At 52.3% G+C, this 18,271-nt stretch carries 16 protein-coding genes; 15 read left to right on the top strand and 1 reads right to left on the bottom strand.

The genetic code is table 11. The features are described from left to right. Positions 1–7: 7 nt before the first annotated feature. From L6H65_RS03245 to L6H65_RS03210, 8 genes are all read left to right on the top strand, one after another. Positions 8–979, top strand: a complete 972-nt coding sequence (locus L6H65_RS03245) for an ABC transporter permease (protein ID WP_236338946.1) — start codon at positions 8–10, stop codon at positions 977–979. Then, entirely contained in the window at positions 972–1,799 is an 828-nt protein-coding gene (locus tag L6H65_RS03240) for an ABC transporter permease (RefSeq protein ID WP_236338945.1), read from the top strand. Before L6H65_RS03245 ends, L6H65_RS03240 begins: the two co-directional genes overlap by 8 nt. A gap of 57 nt (positions 1,800–1,856) precedes the next feature. Beyond that, the gene (locus tag L6H65_RS03235) at positions 1,857–3,488 is read left to right on the top strand and encodes an ABC transporter ATP-binding protein (protein WP_236338944.1); all 1,632 of its coding nucleotides are present in this window, start codon (positions 1,857–1,859) and stop codon (positions 3,486–3,488) included. A 19-nt stretch (positions 3,489–3,507) separates the two neighbouring features. Then, positions 3,508–4,647, top strand: coding sequence for a cysteine synthase family protein (locus L6H65_RS03230; RefSeq protein WP_236338943.1), 1,140 nt, complete (start codon positions 3,508–3,510; stop codon positions 4,645–4,647). A gap of 21 nt (positions 4,648–4,668) precedes the next feature. After that, entirely contained in the window at positions 4,669–4,836 is a 168-nt protein-coding gene (locus L6H65_RS03225) for a hypothetical protein (RefSeq protein ID WP_236338941.1), read from the top strand. Positions 4,837–5,711: 875 nt separating this feature from the next. Beyond that, a complete protein-coding gene (cntE, locus tag L6H65_RS03220; RefSeq protein ID WP_236339117.1) occupies positions 5,712–7,283 on the top strand; it encodes a staphylopine family metallophore export MFS transporter CntE in 1,572 nt (523 codons plus the stop codon). Between the two features lie 20 nt (positions 7,284–7,303). Then, positions 7,304–7,816 (top strand): GNAT family N-acetyltransferase, encoded by a 513-nt coding sequence (locus tag L6H65_RS03215; protein WP_236338940.1) that lies wholly within the window; start codon positions 7,304–7,306, stop codon positions 7,814–7,816. A gap of 96 nt (positions 7,817–7,912) precedes the next feature. Continuing rightward, positions 7,913–8,455 carry a hypothetical protein gene (locus tag L6H65_RS03210; protein ID WP_236338938.1) on the top strand — a complete coding sequence of 181 codons (543 nt, stop codon included), beginning with the start codon at positions 7,913–7,915 and terminating at the stop codon, positions 8,453–8,455. A 202-nt stretch (positions 8,456–8,657) separates the two neighbouring features. On the opposite strand, the gene L6H65_RS03205 is transcribed toward L6H65_RS03210, so the two are convergent. Continuing rightward, positions 8,658–8,984 carry a hypothetical protein gene (locus L6H65_RS03205; protein WP_236338936.1) on the bottom strand — a complete coding sequence of 109 codons (327 nt, stop codon included), beginning with the start codon at positions 8,982–8,984 and terminating at the stop codon, positions 8,658–8,660. A gap of 481 nt (positions 8,985–9,465) precedes the next feature. Between L6H65_RS03205 and L6H65_RS03200 the strand changes: the two genes are divergently transcribed. The 7 genes from L6H65_RS03200 to L6H65_RS03170 all read left to right on the top strand — a co-directional run bounded on the left by L6H65_RS03200 (position 9,466) and on the right by L6H65_RS03170 (position 18,120). Beyond that, entirely contained in the window at positions 9,466–10,440 is a 975-nt protein-coding gene (locus L6H65_RS03200) for a carbohydrate ABC transporter permease (RefSeq protein WP_236338934.1), read from the top strand. Continuing rightward, positions 10,437–11,285: a carbohydrate ABC transporter permease gene (locus L6H65_RS03195; protein ID WP_371877626.1), complete on the top strand. Its 849-nt coding sequence runs from the start codon at positions 10,437–10,439 to the stop codon at positions 11,283–11,285. The genes L6H65_RS03200 and L6H65_RS03195 overlap by 4 nt, the downstream gene beginning before the upstream one ends. A gap of 291 nt (positions 11,286–11,576) precedes the next feature. Then, on the top strand, positions 11,577–13,253 hold the full coding sequence (locus L6H65_RS03190) for a sensor histidine kinase (RefSeq protein ID WP_236338933.1): 1,677 nt from the start codon (positions 11,577–11,579) through the stop codon (positions 13,251–13,253). A gap of 2 nt (positions 13,254–13,255) precedes the next feature. Further along, positions 13,256–14,890, top strand: a complete 1,635-nt coding sequence (locus L6H65_RS03185; protein ID WP_236338932.1) for a response regulator transcription factor — start codon at positions 13,256–13,258, stop codon at positions 14,888–14,890. A gap of 126 nt (positions 14,891–15,016) precedes the next feature. Further along, on the top strand, positions 15,017–16,321 hold the full coding sequence (locus L6H65_RS03180; protein ID WP_236338931.1) for an ABC transporter substrate-binding protein: 1,305 nt from the start codon (positions 15,017–15,019) through the stop codon (positions 16,319–16,321). Between the two features lie 18 nt (positions 16,322–16,339). Then, a complete protein-coding gene (locus L6H65_RS03175) occupies positions 16,340–17,224 on the top strand; it encodes a dihydrodipicolinate synthase family protein (RefSeq protein WP_236338930.1) in 885 nt (294 codons plus the stop codon). Then, positions 17,221–18,120, top strand: a complete 900-nt coding sequence (locus tag L6H65_RS03170; RefSeq protein ID WP_236338929.1) for a dihydrodipicolinate synthase family protein — start codon at positions 17,221–17,223, stop codon at positions 18,118–18,120. Before L6H65_RS03175 ends, L6H65_RS03170 begins: the two co-directional genes overlap by 4 nt. The last annotated feature ends 151 nt before the right edge of the window (positions 18,121–18,271 follow it).

Here is an 18,271-nt window from a genome sequence, read left to right as displayed (position 1 = left end):
GGCAGCCATGTACAGGATGCTGCTGCGCAAGCTGCTGGAAGCTTTCGTTACGTTATTTTGTGCGACGCTCATTATTTTCGCCTTGATTCGACTGGCTCCCGGTGATCCGGTTCAATTGCTTCTGGGCCATCCGGGTGAAGCCGCCCTGAGCGATAAGCAAGCCTTTAACGATCGGGCAGCCGGGCTGCGCGCTCAATTGGGACTGGATCAGAGCATGATCAAGCAGTACACGGCTTGGATTCATAATCTGGTGCAGCTAGATCTCGGCACCTCCATTCATACGGGAAGAGCGGTCAGCGCGGAGATCGTGGCAAGACTGCCGGCCACTGCCATGCTGTCCGCAGCCGCACTGCTCATTCAAGCCGTACTGGGACTGTTCTTCGGAACGGTCTCCGCACTAAAGGCGGGCAAGTCTTACGATAATGCGATCAGGCTTGCCTGTGTAGCGTTGGCCTCCACTCCGGCGTTTGTTATCGGACTGTTTCTATTGTCTTTATTTGCGGTAACGTTAGGCGCTTACGAAATTAGCAGTGAAGCCGGACTGTCAAGGCTGTGGCTCCCCGCTCTTACATTAGGGCTCATCGGCGCCCCGCAATTAATACGGATGGTGAGAGCCAACATGCTGTCCGAATTCGGCCGAATCTATGTGCTTTCAGCGCTTTCCAGAGGGCTGAGCCGGGAGCGGGTCGTCAAGCATGCATTAAGAAATGCGCTGCTTCCCGTCATTACGATGATCGCGCTCTCGCTTACATCGCTGATCAGCGGGGCCGTCGTTATCGAAAGCATTTTTTCCTGGCCGGGGATTGGCAAGTACGCGCTCGACAGCATTCTGTTGAAGGATTATCCCGTCATTCAAGGCTATGCTCTAGTCATGGTATCGCTGGTGATCCTCATTCATCTGTGCGTTGATGTCGTGTACGCGCTCATCGATCCTCGTATCCATCGTAAAAGAGAGGCAGGAGCTGAAGAACATGTCTAACGCCAATCATCCGGTCAGCCTCGTAAGCGGCATCGTCGTTCTTGGTCTGTTGGCCATTCTCATTCTGGGTGCGCCATTCCTTGCTCCTTATGATCCCGTGAAGCAGAATGTGACGGAGCGTCTGGAGAAACCGAGCATGGAGCATCCTTTGGGTACGGACCGCTTCGGCCGAGATGTTCTGTCCCGTACGCTGCACGGCGGGCAGACGACCTTGATATCGTCCGTCGTTGCGCTTTGCGCTGCCCTTATCATCGGACTTTTCGTTGGCTTGACGGCGGGGATGTTCCATGGCTCGATCATCGATATTATTCTGATGCGTCTTATTGATGTGCTGCTGTCCTTTCCTTTTATGGTGCTGGCGATGGTTATTGCGGCCCTGTTCGGCACAAGTCTTAGCCATCTGCTTCTTGCCGTCGTCGCGGTATGGTGGGTTTCCTTTGCCCGCTTGACCCGCAGTGTCGTGCTGCATGCCAAGAACGAAACCTCCTTCGCCGCCGCCCGAGTTCTCGGGGCAACAAACGGGGCCATCATCTTCAAGGAGCTGCTGCCCAAAGCGATAAGTCCGGTGCTGATTCTGGCGACGTTCGAGCTGGGCAGTCTGATTCTCTCGATTGCGGCCCTATCGTTCCTGGGACTGGGCTCGCAGCCTCCGGCGCCGGAGTGGGGCAGCATGCTGGCAGATGGACGCGATCATTTCATGCAAGCACCGCACATTCTGATCGGGCCTGCGCTCTTTATTTTTCTGACGGTGCTGGCGTTCAATCTGATCGGCGAGGGATTGCGGGACCGACTGGACCCCTATGAGAAAACAGAGCTATAACGAGGAGTGCGAGGGCTTATGTTTGCTGCGCGGTACTTTGGGGAGGATACATCAATCATGGTGAAAAAAGAAATCGAGACGATGCTGCAGGTCACGAACCTGCAGGTGGCCTATAAGCAAGGGCGGCAATCCGTCAGCGTATTGGATAACCTTTCCTTCGGACTGAGACAAGGCGAGATTCTCGCCCTGCTGGGAGAGAGCGGGTCGGGCAAATCGACAATCGCCAAGGCGGTCACGGGGCTTCTGCCCCCATCTGCGCATATCGGCGGCGGAACGATGCATATTGGCTCCACCTTACGCGTGGATATGGCAGTAGGTAAGGGAAGGGGCAAAGGCAGGGGCATCCAATGGGAGAGGATTCGGGGAAGAGGGGTCGCCATGCTTTTCCAGGATGCGCAGCAGGCGCTTAACCCCGTTCTGAAGATAGGTGCGCATTTCAGAGAAAGCCTTCTGTTCCATCGCCTTGCATCGCCTGATGAAGTCGTGCCCATAAGCATTCGATTGCTGAGCCTGTTGGGTTTCACAGACGGGGAGCGCATATTGGAGTGTTATCCGTTCCAGCTCAGCGGCGGCATGTGCCAGCGGGTATGTCTTGCCCTTGCGCTCTGTCTGAAGCCTTCGGTGCTTATTGCCGACGAGCCGACCTCCGCGCTGGATACGGTGAGCCAGAAGGAAGTGCTGGATTTGCTGAAGAGAACGCAGAAGGAGCTTGGTCTGACCGTGCTGCTCATCACCCATGATATCGCCGTGGCGAATGCTGTCAGCGACAGAGTGATCGTCTTGAACAAGGGAGCGATTGAGGAGGAAGGCGACACGAGAACTGTATTCTCCAAGCCGCGCGCCGCCTACACACGCCAATTGCTCTCCTCCCGTTCGCAAATCGCCAAGCCCTCGCGGGAACGTGAGTCTGCGCATTCTAGGGAGCCTTTACTGGAAATTACAGGGCTGGAGAAGACGTTCGATGGGAAGAAGCGGGTGCTGCATGATGTCAACCTGACTTTGAACCGCAAGGAAATATTAGGCATTCTCGGAGGGAGCGGCAGCGGCAAATCAACCTTGGCCCGATGCATCACAGGGCTGGAGTCTCCCGAAGGCGGACATGTGATCTATCGCGGAACCGACATATGCCGTCTGCGGGGAAAGGGGAAACGCGGGCTCTGCAAGCATATCCAGATGGTCTTCCAGGATGCCAGAGCGAGCCTTAATGCCGGGCGTACAGCTATGCAGCTCGTACAGGAGCCGCTTCAATACATGCATATTGGGAATAAAGAGGAACGGGAGACGCTGGCCAGTTTCTATCTCCATGAGGTAGGAATTACGGGGGACTTGCTCAAACGGCGGCCGCCCCAGCTAAGTACAGGCCAATGCCAACGTATCGCGATTGCCAGAGCGCTGGTGCTGAGGCCGGAGGTGCTTATTTGCGATGAAGCGGTATCCGCACTGGATATGAGCGTGCAGGCGCAAATATTAGCGCTGCTGCAGCGGCTGCATAAGCAGTTCGGATTCTCGATTCTGATGATCTCGCACGACATCAGAGTTCTCCGTTCCTTCTGCCATCATATCGCAGTAATGAACAACGGCAGCTTCTCAGAGGTCAAACGGGCAAGCGCGCTGCTCCATGAAAGTAAACAATCCTATACGCAGCTGCTGCTCAAATGCGCAGGCGATATGGAAGAGGGCCTTTACTAAAGGAGGGAGTGAATTAGCGATGATCGCCAGCATTTTGGAGACAATCGGCAATACGCCGCTCATAACGATACCGAACAGCAATAGGGCGAATGAAGGTCAGGTGCTGTTTAAGTACGAACGCTACAATCCTGGCGGAAGCATTAAGGATCGCGCCGCGAATTACATCATTGCTGAAGCTGAGCGGAAGGGGCTCTTGAGGCCGGGCGGCACAATTATTGAGTCGTCAAGCGGCAATTTCGGCATCTCCCTCGCGATGATCGGCGCGGCCAAAGGCTATCGCGTAATTATACTGATCGATCCCAAGACGACAAGCGCCAATCTCGCGCTGCTGAAATGCTTCGGAGCCGAAGTCATCGTCGTAACGGAAAAGGATGACTGCGGCAGCTATCATAAAACAAGAATTTCACTGGCCAACAGACTTGCGAGGGAGATCGAGAATTCCTACCGCCCTGACCAGTGCTTCAACCTGCTGAACAGCGAGGCGCATTATAACAGCACGGCGCGTGAGATTATGGATGCCTGCTCGAATGAAATAACGGCCTTTATAACAGCGGTCAGTACAGGCGGCCAATTGGGCGGTATTTCAAAGTATTTGAAGACCTTTGCGCCTGAGGTGCAAATTATCGGCGTGGATGCGGCAGGATCGACGATATTCGGAGGTCATGCGGATTCCTACCGAATACCCGGCATCGGTCTTGGCTGGACACCAGTCAATCTGAATATGGCGCATATCGACTGTGCTTATAAAGTGACGGATGAGCAGGCCTTTCTCACCGCCCGGGCGCTGGCTCGCAATGAAGGCATATTGATGGGGCCGTCAAGCGGCGCTTGCGCACTGGTTGCCCTCAAGCTTGCTCAGGAGCTTGGACCGGAGAAGCGAGTCGTCTGCATGATTGCCGATGGCGGAGACCGCTACATACAAACCTTGTTCAATGATGAATGGATGGAGCAGCAGGGGTTTGCGACTGAGGCTGATATCGAAACCGTGCGCATGATGGCGCGTGAGTTGCAGCCCTGGAGCATGTGTCCCGCCGATTCCGCCAATTACCGGTCAGACCTGATCCAGACTCTGGATGTTCCCGATTCCACGCTGCGCATGAACGCCGAGGTGCTGGGGCGGGTGGAGTGGAATCAAGGCAGCTCCATCTATATGGACTGATAGATATGTGGAAGTGTGGAAGTGTGGAAGGCAGTGCATGATGCACGCAGGTCTCAGCGCGCAGATGTGAAAATCAATGTTCTAAGCATCCAGCTCTCAGATCGCGGTGTTTCGCCAGATGATGGCGGTCGAGCGCTGCCCGTATGGGCGACTGCTGAAGTGGATTGCCCTGCGTTGCCGACTCTGTAAGACGATTTTTTCGGCTTACAGCTTGCGGGATGTTCGTTTGGTGGGCTGTAAGCGGATTTTATCGTTCTACAGCGCATGGGGAGTTTCTAAATTGGACTTGGTTGGCTGTATAAGACGATTTTTCCGGCTTACAGCTTGCGAGATGTTCGTTTGGTGGGCTGTAAGCGGATTTTATCGTTTTACAGCGCATGGAGAGTGTCTGAATTGGACTTGGTTAGCTGTATAAGACGATTTTTCCGGCTTACAGCTTGCGAGATGTTCGTTTGGTGGGCTGTAAGCGGATTTTATCGTTTTACAGCGCATGGAGAGTGTCTAAATTGGATTTGGTTGGCTGTATAAGACGATTTTTCCGGCTTAGAGCCTGCGAGATATTCGTTTGGTGGGCTGTAAGCGGATTTTATCGTTCTACAGAGCATGGGGAGTGTCCGAATTGGACTTGGTTGGCTGTATAAGACGATTTTTCCGGCTTACAGCTTGCGGGATGTTCGTTTGGTGGGCTGTAAGCGGATTTTATCGTTCTACAGCGCATGGAGAGTGTCTGAATTGGACTTGGTTGGCTGTATAAGACGATTTTTCCGGCTCTCGGCGACCCTGCTACTGTTACTTTTTTGCTGTAAGACGGAATTTCCCGCGTACAGCAGGCAGACAGGATGCAGGCAGTCTAAATACAGGTAATCAAGATGCAGGCAGTCAGGTGCAGCAGTCAGGATGGAGGCGGTTTAGATGGAGGGAGTCTATGCAGGCACTTTAGATGCAGGCGGATGGAACGCCGTTTGCTTGTTGTTCCAATTGATGCGAAAGCTCTTATGTTGTCGATGATGATTGGCCTCGTATGAAACTTAGGAGACAGAGGCCGGAGGTAATTCGAGATGAGTATTAATAAAGCTATGTCAACGCCTTTTCTGCGTTTGTATGCCCTAGCGTTATTGTTCTTCAGCGCCAATTCCATCCTCAATGTCATTGTGCCCCTGCGGATTGAAGCATTGGGTGCGAGCAACGGCGATATCGGGTTCATAATGGGCGCTTATATGTTCACCTGTATGTTTTTCCGGCCATGGGCCGGTCATCTCGTTCACAAGCATGGGCCGGTCATCGTGCTTCGCATTTTGCTCGCCGTGAACGGGCTTGCCCTAGTCTTGTATACCTTTACCGGAATGGAAGGATACATGGCCGCGCGTGTGATGCAGGGGATATGTACCGCATTCTTCTCTATGGCGCTTCAGATGGGCATTATTGACGCCCTGCCGGAGAAGGAGCGTTCTCAAGGCTTATCACTATATTCGCTGTTCACGTACATGCCAACGATTATCGGCCCGCTCATAGCGGTCGGGATTTGGGACTTGGGAGGCATGAACGGCTTTACAGTCGCGATGTTCGTCATTGCGCTAGCGACGGGATTGTTCGGATACAGCGTTCCGATGCAATTCGCCCGACAGCAAGGGCGGGGGAATGCCGAACCGGAGCAGGGGAGTGCCGAACCGGAGCGGGAGAATGTAGAGCAAGGGCGGGGGAGTGCCGAACCGGAGCGGGAGAATGTAGAGCAAGGGCGGAGGAATGCCGAACCGGAGCAGGAGAATGCAGAGCAAGGGCGGGGGAATGCCGAACCGGAGCAGGAGAATGCCGAACCGGAGCAGGAGAACGCAAAGCAAGGGCGGGAGAATGCCGAGCAAAGGCAAGAGAACGCCAAGCATGGTCAGAGGGATGCCGAGCAAAGGCAAGAGAACGCCGAGCATAGTCAGAGGGATGCCGAGCAAAGGCAAGAGAACGCCGAGCATGGTCAAGGGAATACCGTGCAGAAGCAGGGGAATGCCGCAGCTGCACAAGAGCGACTGGGGCTGCGCGGGGCACTCAGCCGGATCGCGGGCAATCGTCCGCTGCTGATCTGCAGCCTGCTGATGCTGCTGGCATCCATCGTGTTCGGCGCTGTGACAGCGTTCATCCCGCTGTATGCCCGGCAAATATCATATGGCCATGCAGGAGTCTTCTTGATGATCCAGGCAGGCATTATCGTAGCCGCCCGATTCACGTTCAGCAAGCGGATACCTTCCGACGGCAAGTGGCATGCATGGTTCGTCGGAGCCATCTGCCTGATTGGCTCTGTCGGGGCATTGCTGCTGTCGTTATCACAGACCATGGGCCCGGTCGTCTTTTATGCCGCAGCGGTGCTGATCGGTATTGCCCAGGCGATACTGTACCCGACGCTGACCACCTATTTGACCTTTGTTCTGCCAGGCGCATCGCGTAATGTATACATCGGGCTGTTCATTGCAACGGCTGATCTCGGTATTTCGATGGGGGGCATGGCAATGGGTCCGATTGCCGACAGGTTCTCCTTCAGCACGATGTATGCGGTAAGTGCAGCAGTAGGGATTAGCGCCGCGTGTATTGCGCTGCTGAACAGGAGTATGGGAGGGCGTCGGTTGCAGCAAGCCGCCGTGTCGGAATGAAAGAAGGAGAGATGAGCTATATGGTGCAGGAAATGGAATATCGAATCGTGTCAGCGGATGCGGATAGGGGCGCGGAAATTAAAGAGTTTGTACTAGCGCAGATGAGCGATCTGTACCCGCCAGGCACTTATTATGAGAACCCGCATGATCTGGCGTTTTTCGAGGAAGTGTATATCCGGCCCCCAAACGCCTGTTTCTTCGTTGCTGAGGATGCCAATGGCGTCATTATGGGGACAGCAGCGGTCAGGCCGTACGACAGGCGGTTTCCCGAGGTTGAGCCTGCTCTTGGGAGCGGCCCCGTCTGCGAAATTGTAAAGTTCTATATTCACCCCGATAGCCGAAGAAAGGGAATTGGAGCCCGGCTCTATGCGCAAGCAGAGAGGTTTGCGAGAGAAGCCGGATATGCGGAAGGTTATCTGCATACGTCCCTTTACTTGCCGGGGGGCTATCCATTCTGGCAATCTCGGGGTTATCTGCAACGCTATTGGGAATCGGAGATTATTGTTCATATGAGCAAAAGGGTGAGGAAGTAGATAGGACTTGGGAAGAAGAGGGTTTAAGCAGCTGCTAATTTCAGGTATAATTTGTAGGGTGCAAATACAATTATGCAATGAATGGGTGGTACGCCAATGAGTGATTATTCTCTGATTATTAAATTTGATTCTGTTATTAAAATGGATTCTGATCCCACAATAACGAATGATAAACTTAGATTGGTTATAGCCAAATCAGCTTCTAACTCCAACTCGCTTGCAAGTGTTGTTTGGATGACCGTCAATCCTGCAGAGAGAAACACCATATCGTGGGTAGAAGATTACTCGGTTTATTCGCCTACTTCCCACTCGTCAGCAGAAGAGAGCGCTGTCGAAAGCTTCAACGAGGGGCAGCCCTCTGCTTCCGATGCTCCCATTAATTATCTTCCTCCTGACGTCGTTGTGAATGGCGAAGTAATAAGCGGTGCAACGTTGCTCCAAGCCTCGCCGTTTCAGCACAATCAAGTCAATTCCGTTACAGACAATGCTGGTGAAGTGTCCGTATCTATTCAATTAGGCACTGAAACGGAATCAGGCTTAATAAAAATTGGCGAGCCTATCGAAATCGCATTGGAACAGAATACTACCGAGCTTACGGTCAAGTACGACCCTGCAACGGGAAGGCTCGTCTTCGTCTAGCGCAGCAAGCAAGTGCAACAACGGAGCGAAGCCTAGCAATGACTACGGAGGAAATTGCTGAATCAAATGACAAGGTATTCGGTCAATCAAACGATTGTCATGGAGTCAATCAAGTGTTATAGCAATGCGAAGGGCTGCATTAAGCAGCCCTTCGCAAAATAGAGAACCTTTCTGCTCGTGTGCTAGCAAGCGTTGTTGCTGGTTATTCCTTCAGATTCTTTTTGGCTTTCTGGTATTCCCCTTCGATTTCAACCGCAATGACTTGGTCAGGATCATACCCCTTAATTTCAAATAACTTACTGCTTTCCGAAAAGTTTGATTGTTCATTTTCTTTAGGCATGGGATCTACTTTTCGATTCACTTCACCAACTTGTTCTCCAATCTGATCTTGCGGAACCTGTTCAACCAACAAATAATATTGTGTGTTGTTAAAGATAAGGACATAGGGATATTCAGAGGTAGGATTCGAACAACCTCCCATGACAATCACACTTACTACGGCAATAATAAAAACAATCGTTTTTTTCAAATCAACGCCCCCATCCTTTTATTAGTAGACGTTCCAACTAACGGGGAAGTTACGCAGAAATGATGAATGTAGTGGATTCTCTACTGAAGCTCTATTGAGCACATAAGATAAGATGACAAGCCTCCAGAGTCTTCGATATTAGCGGTCGATCCCCAGGTCGATCCTCAGGTCGATCCTCAGGTCGATCCCCAGGTCGATCCCAGGTCGATCCCTAATCCATAGAAGCCAAGACATAGATTCATTCCGTGTCCGGGCTTCTTTGTCCGGGCTTCTTTTTTGCGGCTTTCCTATGAAAAGCATGTACCTGGATGGAATAAGAGCTGCTGTAGCTGCTGCAGGGATGGAGGTTGAAAGCGATGCAGCGCCCGATAACAAGTTTGTTAAAAAGTGAAAGAGTTTAGCGATTACTCTTATTTTTGAAAGCGTTTTAATCCGCTATTCTTGACTTACACCGATTAATCCAACAAGGAGTGAAGCCACCATGGGCAAACAAATTAACAGCGCTTACAATCCGCCAGCTAATCATCCGCCAGACGCTGCTGGAGGCAGGAAATTAAAAGCCGGACGGAGATGGGAAAGTCCGCTCGCGGGTTATCTGTTCATCTCGCCATGGCTGCTCGGTTTTTTCCTCTTTACTTTCTGGCCCATGATTCAATCCGCATATTTCTCCTTTACGGAATATTCTCTGCTGGAGGCTCCGAAATGGATCGGGCTGGACAACTTCAACAAGATCATCAACGAGGACCGTTTATTCTACAAGTCTTTGGGCGTGACGCTTTGGTTTGTGTTCATATCTGTCCCTCTGAAGCTGATGACGGCGCTGCTGGTCGCGGTATTGTTGAATCGCAAGCTGAGGGGCATGCATATTTACCGCACCTTGATCTATTTTCCTTCGCTTGTCGGCACGAGCGTAGCGATCGCGATTCTATGGAGCAACATGCTCGGAACTGACGGATTCGTCAACAAGCTTCTCTCCTACATCGGAATCGAGGGGAAAAGCTGGATCGGCAGCCCGGATACGGCGCTTGGAACGTTGATTTTGCTGGCGATGTGGCAATTCGGCGCTTCGATGGTTATTTTCCTGGCTGGACTTAAGCAGATATCCCCAGAGCTCTATGAAGCCGCATCGGTTGACGGCGCATCCAAGGTCAGACAGTTCAGAACGATTACGATCCCACTGCTGTCGCCTGTAATTCTCTTCAATCTCGTATTGCAGACGATTGCGGCATTCCAGATGTTCACTCAGGCGTTCGTCATTACGAAGGGCGGGCCGATCAATTCGACCTATATGTTCGCTCTCTATCTCTATGAGAAGGCATTCGGAAGATTGGAGATGGGCTATGCGTCTGCAATGGCTTGGATACTGCTTCTAATTATTGGCGCTGTTACGGCACTGATCTTCATCTCCTCTAGGTATTGGGTATTCTATGCAACGGATGGGGGAAAATCTAAATGAACGGTATCATCAGTATGAAAAGTCTGCGGCGCCACGGTCTATTGCTTGTGCTTAGCCTCGTCATGATATATCCGGTCATTTGGTGGATCAGTGCTTCCTTTAAGTCGAATGAGGAAATGAGCTCTCCCAGTCTGATCCCGATCAAGGCTACGATTAACAATTTCATCGAAGGCTGGAATGCGGTTCCTGGATTCAGCTTCACGCATTTCTATGTCAACACCTTCCTGCTCATTGGGGGAGTGCTGTTTACGACGCTTATTTCCTGCAGTCTGGTTGCGTTCGGCTTCTCACGGCTGGATTTCCCGCTTCGCTCCTTCTGGTTCTCGATCGTGCTGATGACCGTGATGCTGCCCAGTCAAATTACGCTCGTTCCGCAATACGCCATGTTCAACGATTTCGGCTGGGTCAACACGTATCTTCCCTTCATCGTACCGCATAGCATGGCAGGTGGAATCGGAGGGGCCTTCTTCATCTTCCTGCTCGTGCAGTTCATCAGGGGAATTCCTTCGGAGCTGGATGAAGCGGCCAAGATCGACGGCTGCACCTGGTTCGGCATCTACTTCCGAATTATTATGCCGCTCTTGAAGGCGCCTCTGGTGACGGTCGCGATCTACTGTTTCCTGTGGAACTGGGATGACTTCCTCGGCCATCTGATCTATATCAATGATGTGGATAAATATACGGTCGGCCTGGCGCTGCGAATGATGATCGATACGAGCTCGACAGCACCTTGGGGCCAATTGTTCGCGATGGCGCTCGTATCCGTCCTGCCCGCTGTGCTTATCTTCTTCTTCGCGCAGCGTCACATTGTTGAAGGTGTTGCAACAAGCGGATTAAAAGGCTAGAATGCACAATACAGTGAGCTGCCTGCTTGTAGTACAGAAGGAAGGATAGCTCCAACCATCAATCAACCATATAAACGCTGTGCCGCCTATGTGTGTGGTCAAGACCGCCGTCATGCAGCGCCGCACTGCGCGCTGGGAACTGCGCGCAGTGCGATGCTGAGGACGGCGGCACTCGTTTATATTTGGCGAGGGAGGTAAAGGCCTATCCGTTTCACAAAACCTTTTACACAACCGTTCAAAAACTTTCAGATCGGGCATGTTTTTTTCGGCAGCTTCGCCGGTTTTATTATCGTGGTTCTAGTTATCGTCATCGGCGTCAGCTATCAATTCTCTGTGCGCGAGATGGTCAGAAGCACTTCTTTTTATCAGCAGAACAATTTGAATCAGCTCGACAAGCAGCTCAATATTCAGATGACGGAGATCGAGAACATCTCACTGGCAATATCCCGCAACAGCAATTTGCAGGATTATATGGACAAGACGGGAGCGGATTCCTACACCCGGTTCACGACTGCCTCGCGCATGACCTTTGACCTGTCCAATATCGCCTTCAGCATGCCGATTATTCAATCGATCCGCGTCTATGTCGATGATCCGCCCGGCTCGGACGTTCAAGGACCGGTCAGATTCATTGAGCTGGGAGAGCTGAGTCGGGAGCAATGGCACGGTACGGTGGACAATTCCGATTTCTCATGGATCGGCCAGCATGTCATCGCGACGAATAAAGGGGATGTACCCGTTATTAGCTTCGCCAGGAAAATTTATACGCCCGGGTATGAATATAAAGCGCTCGTTGTGCTGGATATTAAAGCTGCCGATATAGTCAAGCTCATCCAAGGGGAGGACGCCAATTCCAACCGCGTATTATTCGATTTGGGGTTAAGGGCGGTTGCTTACACCGGCGACATCCAATCCCAGCAGTATATGGATACGGTTCAGGATCTCATTCATAACTATCAAGTGAATATGAACGGCAAGGGGAATATTCGTTATCACGATTCGCTGGTCGTCTGGTCCAAGCTGTTCAGCTCGGACTGGATTCTGATGGAGGTGACGCCATGGTCGGAAATTACGAAGGGCAGCGTCAGAACGGCTATCGTATTATTTTCCATCGGGATTATCGCGGTTATTATTGCGCTCGTCATGACGCTGGTCTTGGCCAAGCAATTTACCAAACCAATCATTATATTGCTCAAGAGCATGAACAACTTCTCACTGGGCAAGAAGGACAAGCCAGTTGTGAACGATTATCAGAATGAGTTCGGGGCGCTGTTCAAAGGGTATACCGTTCTGGTGGACCGGACGACGGAATTGTATGCTTCGCTTGAGGAGCAATACCGGAAGCAGAAGGAAGCGGAGATTCAGGCTTTGCAGGCGATGATCAACCCCCATTTTCTCTACAACACGCTGGATCAATTAAACTGGATGGCGATCGAGGCGGGCGAGGAGAAAATGAGCCGTGTGCTGGAGCTGATGGGCCGGATGTTTCGAATCGGGTTATCGAATGGCGAGAGCATGATTACGGTGGAGAAGGAATTAACCCATCTGGAATGTTATTTGCAAATCCAGCAAATTCGCTGGGGGGAGAAGCTCGGTTATGCCATCGATGTGCCGGAGCCGATCAGGGCGATGTACATCCCCAAACTGACCTTGCAGCCTTTTGTCGAGAATGCGATCATTCACGGGTTTCATGGCCGGGACACAGGGCTGATCGTTATTACGGCGGTCCAATCCCAAGGAGATATCCATTTCAAAATTAGCGACAATGGGGTAGGCATATCCGGTAATTGGCAGCAGCAGAAGCAGCGCAATACGGGCGGATACGGCATCCGCAACGTGAGGGAAAGAATGATTGCTTATTATGGTCCGGCTTACGATATCGGCATTAGCAGAAATCCGAATACAGGCACTCTGGTTTCGGTACGGATACCCGAGATGACGGAGAAGCCAGCCTTGGCGGGAGGTTAACTATGTGGAAAGTAGTCATTATCGATGATGATCCCCGTGTTCTCAAAGGGATGAAAAACGCGATTCCATGGGAAGAACTGGGAGCGGAGTGGGCTGGCGAGAGCATGGATGGCGAGCAGGGACTGGCATTGGTCAGAAGGACGCAGCCGCATATCGTATTGACGGACATCTATATGCCGGTTATGAACGGGATCGAGATGATCGAGCTGCTGCGCTCTGAGCAATATGATGGGAAAATCGTTATTTTGAGCGGCTATTCGGACTTCAACCATGCCAGACAAGCTTTGCGCTTGAACGTGAACGATTATTTGTCGAAGCCGGTTACGATCCAGACGATAAGGGAAGTGCTCGGCAAAGTCATTGCGGACTTGGAGGGGGAGCAGCTTAAGCATGCCGAACAGCGGCAGCTTGAAGATAAGCTGCTCATGTACGAGCCGTTCGTTATGAAGGAATGGATTAAATCCGTCCTGACAGGGACGGTGACACCTGAGCTTGCTCGGCTGAAGGAAGCCGAGGCGCTGCGGGCGAAGTGGGAGAAGCAGAGCCACGTTGTACTCGGCCTGCACATTAACCGGGCGGATAAAAAACCGCTGAACGCCGCAGCCGATCAGAGCGAGGGGGATGGAGCCGCGCTTATTGGGGTTCTGAGCGCCGTCCTGCTCGAAGAAGAGCAATTGGACTGCGAGTTTATCGAGCTGCACAGCCATCACAAAGCGGTAATCGTTCATTATGACCGGGACGTGCCTGTCGACGAAGCGTTGAAGCAGATTCGCGGGACGTGCCTGCGGATGATTCGGAGAGCCGCCAGCTTTCCCGAGTACAATGTTTGTGTCGGTGTGGGCACTGTGAAGCCGAATTGGCAGGAAATTGCCGATTCTGCGGAAGAGGCGTTCTTCTCCATTGCGGCCAATTATTCACTGCAATCCAATGACAGCTATATGGTGGAATACAGCGCGGTCGCGAACCGTCCGATGACGATGGCAGGCGCTCGGAAATCCGTCGGCCATATTAAGTTCTGCCAACAACTATTGGAAGGACTGCAGCATTCACGGCTGGAGCAAGTCCGCACAGCTATAGAAGCGTATCGGGAGAAGCTTGAGGATATCGCGCTCGCGCCGCAGGATATTGTCATGCTGGGAACGGAGATATGGGCGATTCTCGCCTATTCGCTCTATGATGTCGGCATTTTCCTCGATGAGATGTTCCCGGAGCTTGATCTCAAGCAGCAGTTAAGCCCCATCTCCACTTCAGGCCAGTTATTGGACTGGCTGCTGGGGAAGGCCGAGCTGATCTGCGGCAGCCAGCAATGGGATGAGAACTTGAAGCATAAGCAGGCCGTCGAATTTATGATCCAATATATTCATGAGCATTATGCGGACAATATTACGATCCAGTCCTTATCCAACGAATTATTCATATCCAGATATTATCTCGGTCAAATCTTCAAGAAAGCAACCGGCGATTCCTTCAACCATTATTTGACCAAGGTGCGGATAGCCAAGGCGAGGGCGATGATTCTGGAAGGAAAACTGTTGATCTACGAGATCGCGGAAAAGGTAGGCTTCAAGAATGTGCCTTATTTCAGCACGCTGTTCAAAAAGCATACGGGTCTCAACCCGACGGATCTGCTGAAATAATCCCCACGCCGCATAGTTTGTTAAAACTCGAAAGTTTTTGTGTATCCTTCGTATTTAGGTCGAAATGTAAACGCTTTATAGTTAAGTTGCAAGCCAATCCAATTCATTCACAAGGGGGAGAAAGCGTTGAAGAAATTATCGAGAAGCGTGACGTTGTCCATTGCGGTTTGTATGGTGTTCGTGTTGTTGGCCGCCTGCGGTTCGAACAATGAAACGCCGTCCTCGGCCGAGAAGCCGGGCGAAGGAGCAGCGAATGCCGAATCCGCCAAGCTCCGCATTGTCTGGTGGGGATCGCAAGCGAGGCATGATGCGACGAAGATGGTGCTTGACCTGTATACGAAGAACAATCCGGGCATTACGTTCGAGCCGGACTTCTCCGGCTTTGACAGCTATTGGGACAAGCTCGCAACCCAATCCGCGGCCAAGAACGCGCCGGATATTATCCAGATGGACGCACAGTACTTCAACGAGTACGCCGCGCGCAATCAACTGGCTGATCTGTCCTCGGGAATCAACGTGAACGATCTGGACCCGAATCTGCTAAGCGCGGGGAAATATCAGGACAAGCTGTTCGCTATTCCGATCGGCAGCAATCCCTTCGGCATTGTATACAATAAGGCGGCGATCGAGAAGATGGGCTTCGGCGCACCGGGGGATAACTGGACATGGGACGAGTTGTTCCAACTGGCGCGCGACATCCAGCCGAAGCTGGAGAAGGGGAAATATGCGCTGCGCGATTTCACCGTCGATGGCGAAGTGTATGAGATGTACCAGTTAAGCAAAGGCAAAGGCCCGCTCTCCACGCCTGATGGCAAGCTGAACGTCGATGAGGCAACATGGCTGGAGTGGTGCAAGCTGTTTGCCGAGCTGAGAGCGGAAGGCGTCGTCCCGCCTGCGGAAATATCCGTATCCGAGAAGAAATACGATCCGCAGCTTGACCTGCTGCTGAACGGCAAAGTATTGATTAAGCAAAGCTACGCCTCGGATTATCCTTCATGGGAAAGCGTGCAGCCAGGGGTGTTCGGTCTGGCGAAAGCGCCGAGAAGCTCGCAAGCCGGAGGGTACATTAAACCGGCGATGTATTGGGCGATAAGCGCCAATTCGGATCATATTGAGCAATCGAAGAAATTTATCGACTTTTTCATCAATGACAAGGAAGCGGCGGACATACTCGGCGTTACCCGTGGCGTTCCTGTATCGACCCAAATTCTCGATTATTTGCAGCCGAAGCTTAATGACGCGGCCAAAGCCCAGCTCGGTCTAATCAATGCGACCAAGGCCGATGCCAATCCGTTCACGGTCGGGCCCAAAGGCTTCGGAATCTTCATCGTCGATTTCAACAAGGTAGGAGCCGAGGTCATCTTCGACCGGATTACGCCAGAGCAGGCTTATCAGGATATCGTCAGACATTGGGAAGCAGACATCAAATAAGCAGATGGAGAGGAGAGGATGGCAGCAATGAATAGACAGCTAAGCGGAATTGTCGTTCCGATATTTACCCAATTCAACGCGCAAGGCGGCATCGATCTTGACGCGATGGAAGCCCATATGGAAGCCCTAATTGAAGCCGGAGTGGACGCCATCTTCGTTGGCGGGTCGGCGGGAGAGTTCATTGCGCTGGACTTGGAGGAGCGGGAGCTGATAGCCGAACGGTTAATGAAGGGAACGGCGGGCAGAGTTCCTTTCCTGATTCATGTAACCGCTTCAAATCTGCGCGACAGCCTCAGGCTGGCCGATCACGGAAGAGCGCTCGGCGCAGATGCGCTGGTCGCCGTGTCCCCTTGGTTCTGGAAGCATGACGACGAATCGTTGGCGAGCTTCTTCGGAGCGATTGCCGAGCGGGTTCAGGATACGCCGCTGTATCTCTATAATATGCCGCATACCGGCAATGATCTGAAGCCGGAGCTGGTGCAGCGCTTGGTCGGGGAGCATAGTAATATTGTCGGGCTGAAAAACAGTCAGGACGATATGATCCGCACGATGGCCTATTCGGCTATGCCGGACACGACCTTCTTCACAGGCTCGGATATTACTGCGCTGTACGCGCTGTCCCATGGCACGGATGGCATTATATCCGGGATGATCAACATCGTGCCCGAGCGCTTCGTCACCTTGAAGCGGGCGGTGGAGAGCGGCGACAGCGCAACAGCGTTGAATTGCCAGATGGACCTGCATAAGTATGCACAGCTGTTCGCGGGGGACATTCGGAAAATGAAGGCCGGTGCGGAAATAGCGGGATACGGCTCTAGACGGTGCAGAGAACCGCTTGGCACACTGTCGGATGCGGATTACGAGGTGCTTAGGCAAACCTTGGCGAAGGAGCTGGCGCTATGACTTTCGCGATAGAGGAATTGAAAGGAATCGTACCGCCCTTGTTCACCCCGCTGAACGAGGAAGAAACGCTCGATGAAGGCAGCTTCGTGAAGCTGATCCATCATTGTTTGGAGGGCGGCGTCCACGGCTTGTTCCCGATGGGCTCGGCCGGAGAAGGTACTAATGTGAGCAGAGAGGTATGGGAGCGTGCGAACGCGCTCTGCCTGCAAGAGGCAGGCGGCAAGGTCCCCGTCTATTGCGGCGTCATCGATGTCTCGACGCCCCGGGTAATCGAGGGCATCAAGAGGCTGGAGCAGCATGGGGCGGAATATGTGGTGGCGACGCCGCATTTCTATATGAACACCTCCTGCCAGGAGGAGATTATCCGGCATTTCGAGGCGATATGCAGCAAAACGGCGGCCAAGATGCTCGTCTACAACATTCCCGCGCTTACGCAAGTGAACATCCTGCCGGAAACGGTACTGGCGTTGTCGCGTATCGATAATGTTGTCGGATACAAGGATACTTGCGGCAACTGGGATCAGCATTTCAAGACGCTGTCATTGCTTGCGGATACGGATATACGGATCTTCTGCGGCGGGGAGGAGCTGTGCGGGCCAAGTCTTTTGTTCGGCACTCACGGGAGCATTGCGGGCCTTGCGAATCTGTATCCGAAGGTGTTCGCCGACATTTACGAAGCCGCTCAGCAAGGGGATGCTGCCCGCACCAAGGAGCTGCAGCAGCGGATTATTAGCATCAAGCGGATATGCGGCATTGGAAGCTCTTGGCTGACCGGGATGAAATACGTGATGCACAGAATGAATCTGGGCGGTCCAAAAGCATCCATGCCGGTTGAACCGCTTCTCCCTGATGAGCAGCGGCAGATCGATGCCTTGCTGGAAGAGTTGAATAAATGAATGAAGTCATATAAATGAGTGATGCCATATAAATGAGTGATGCCATATAAATGAATAAAGCCATATATGCGAATGAAGCTAAATACATGAATGAAGCCATATACATGAACGAAAATAATCTACATGATTGATGATATGAAGGCGGTGTAAC

Origin of the sequence: Paenibacillus plantiphilus, assembly GCF_927798095.1 — a bacterium.
GTDB classification, from domain to species: Bacteria; Bacillota; Bacilli; order Paenibacillales; family Paenibacillaceae; genus Paenibacillus_Z; species Paenibacillus_Z plantiphilus.
Note: the sequence above shows the minus strand (reverse complement) of the source record. Positions and strands in the feature narration are given on the sequence as shown.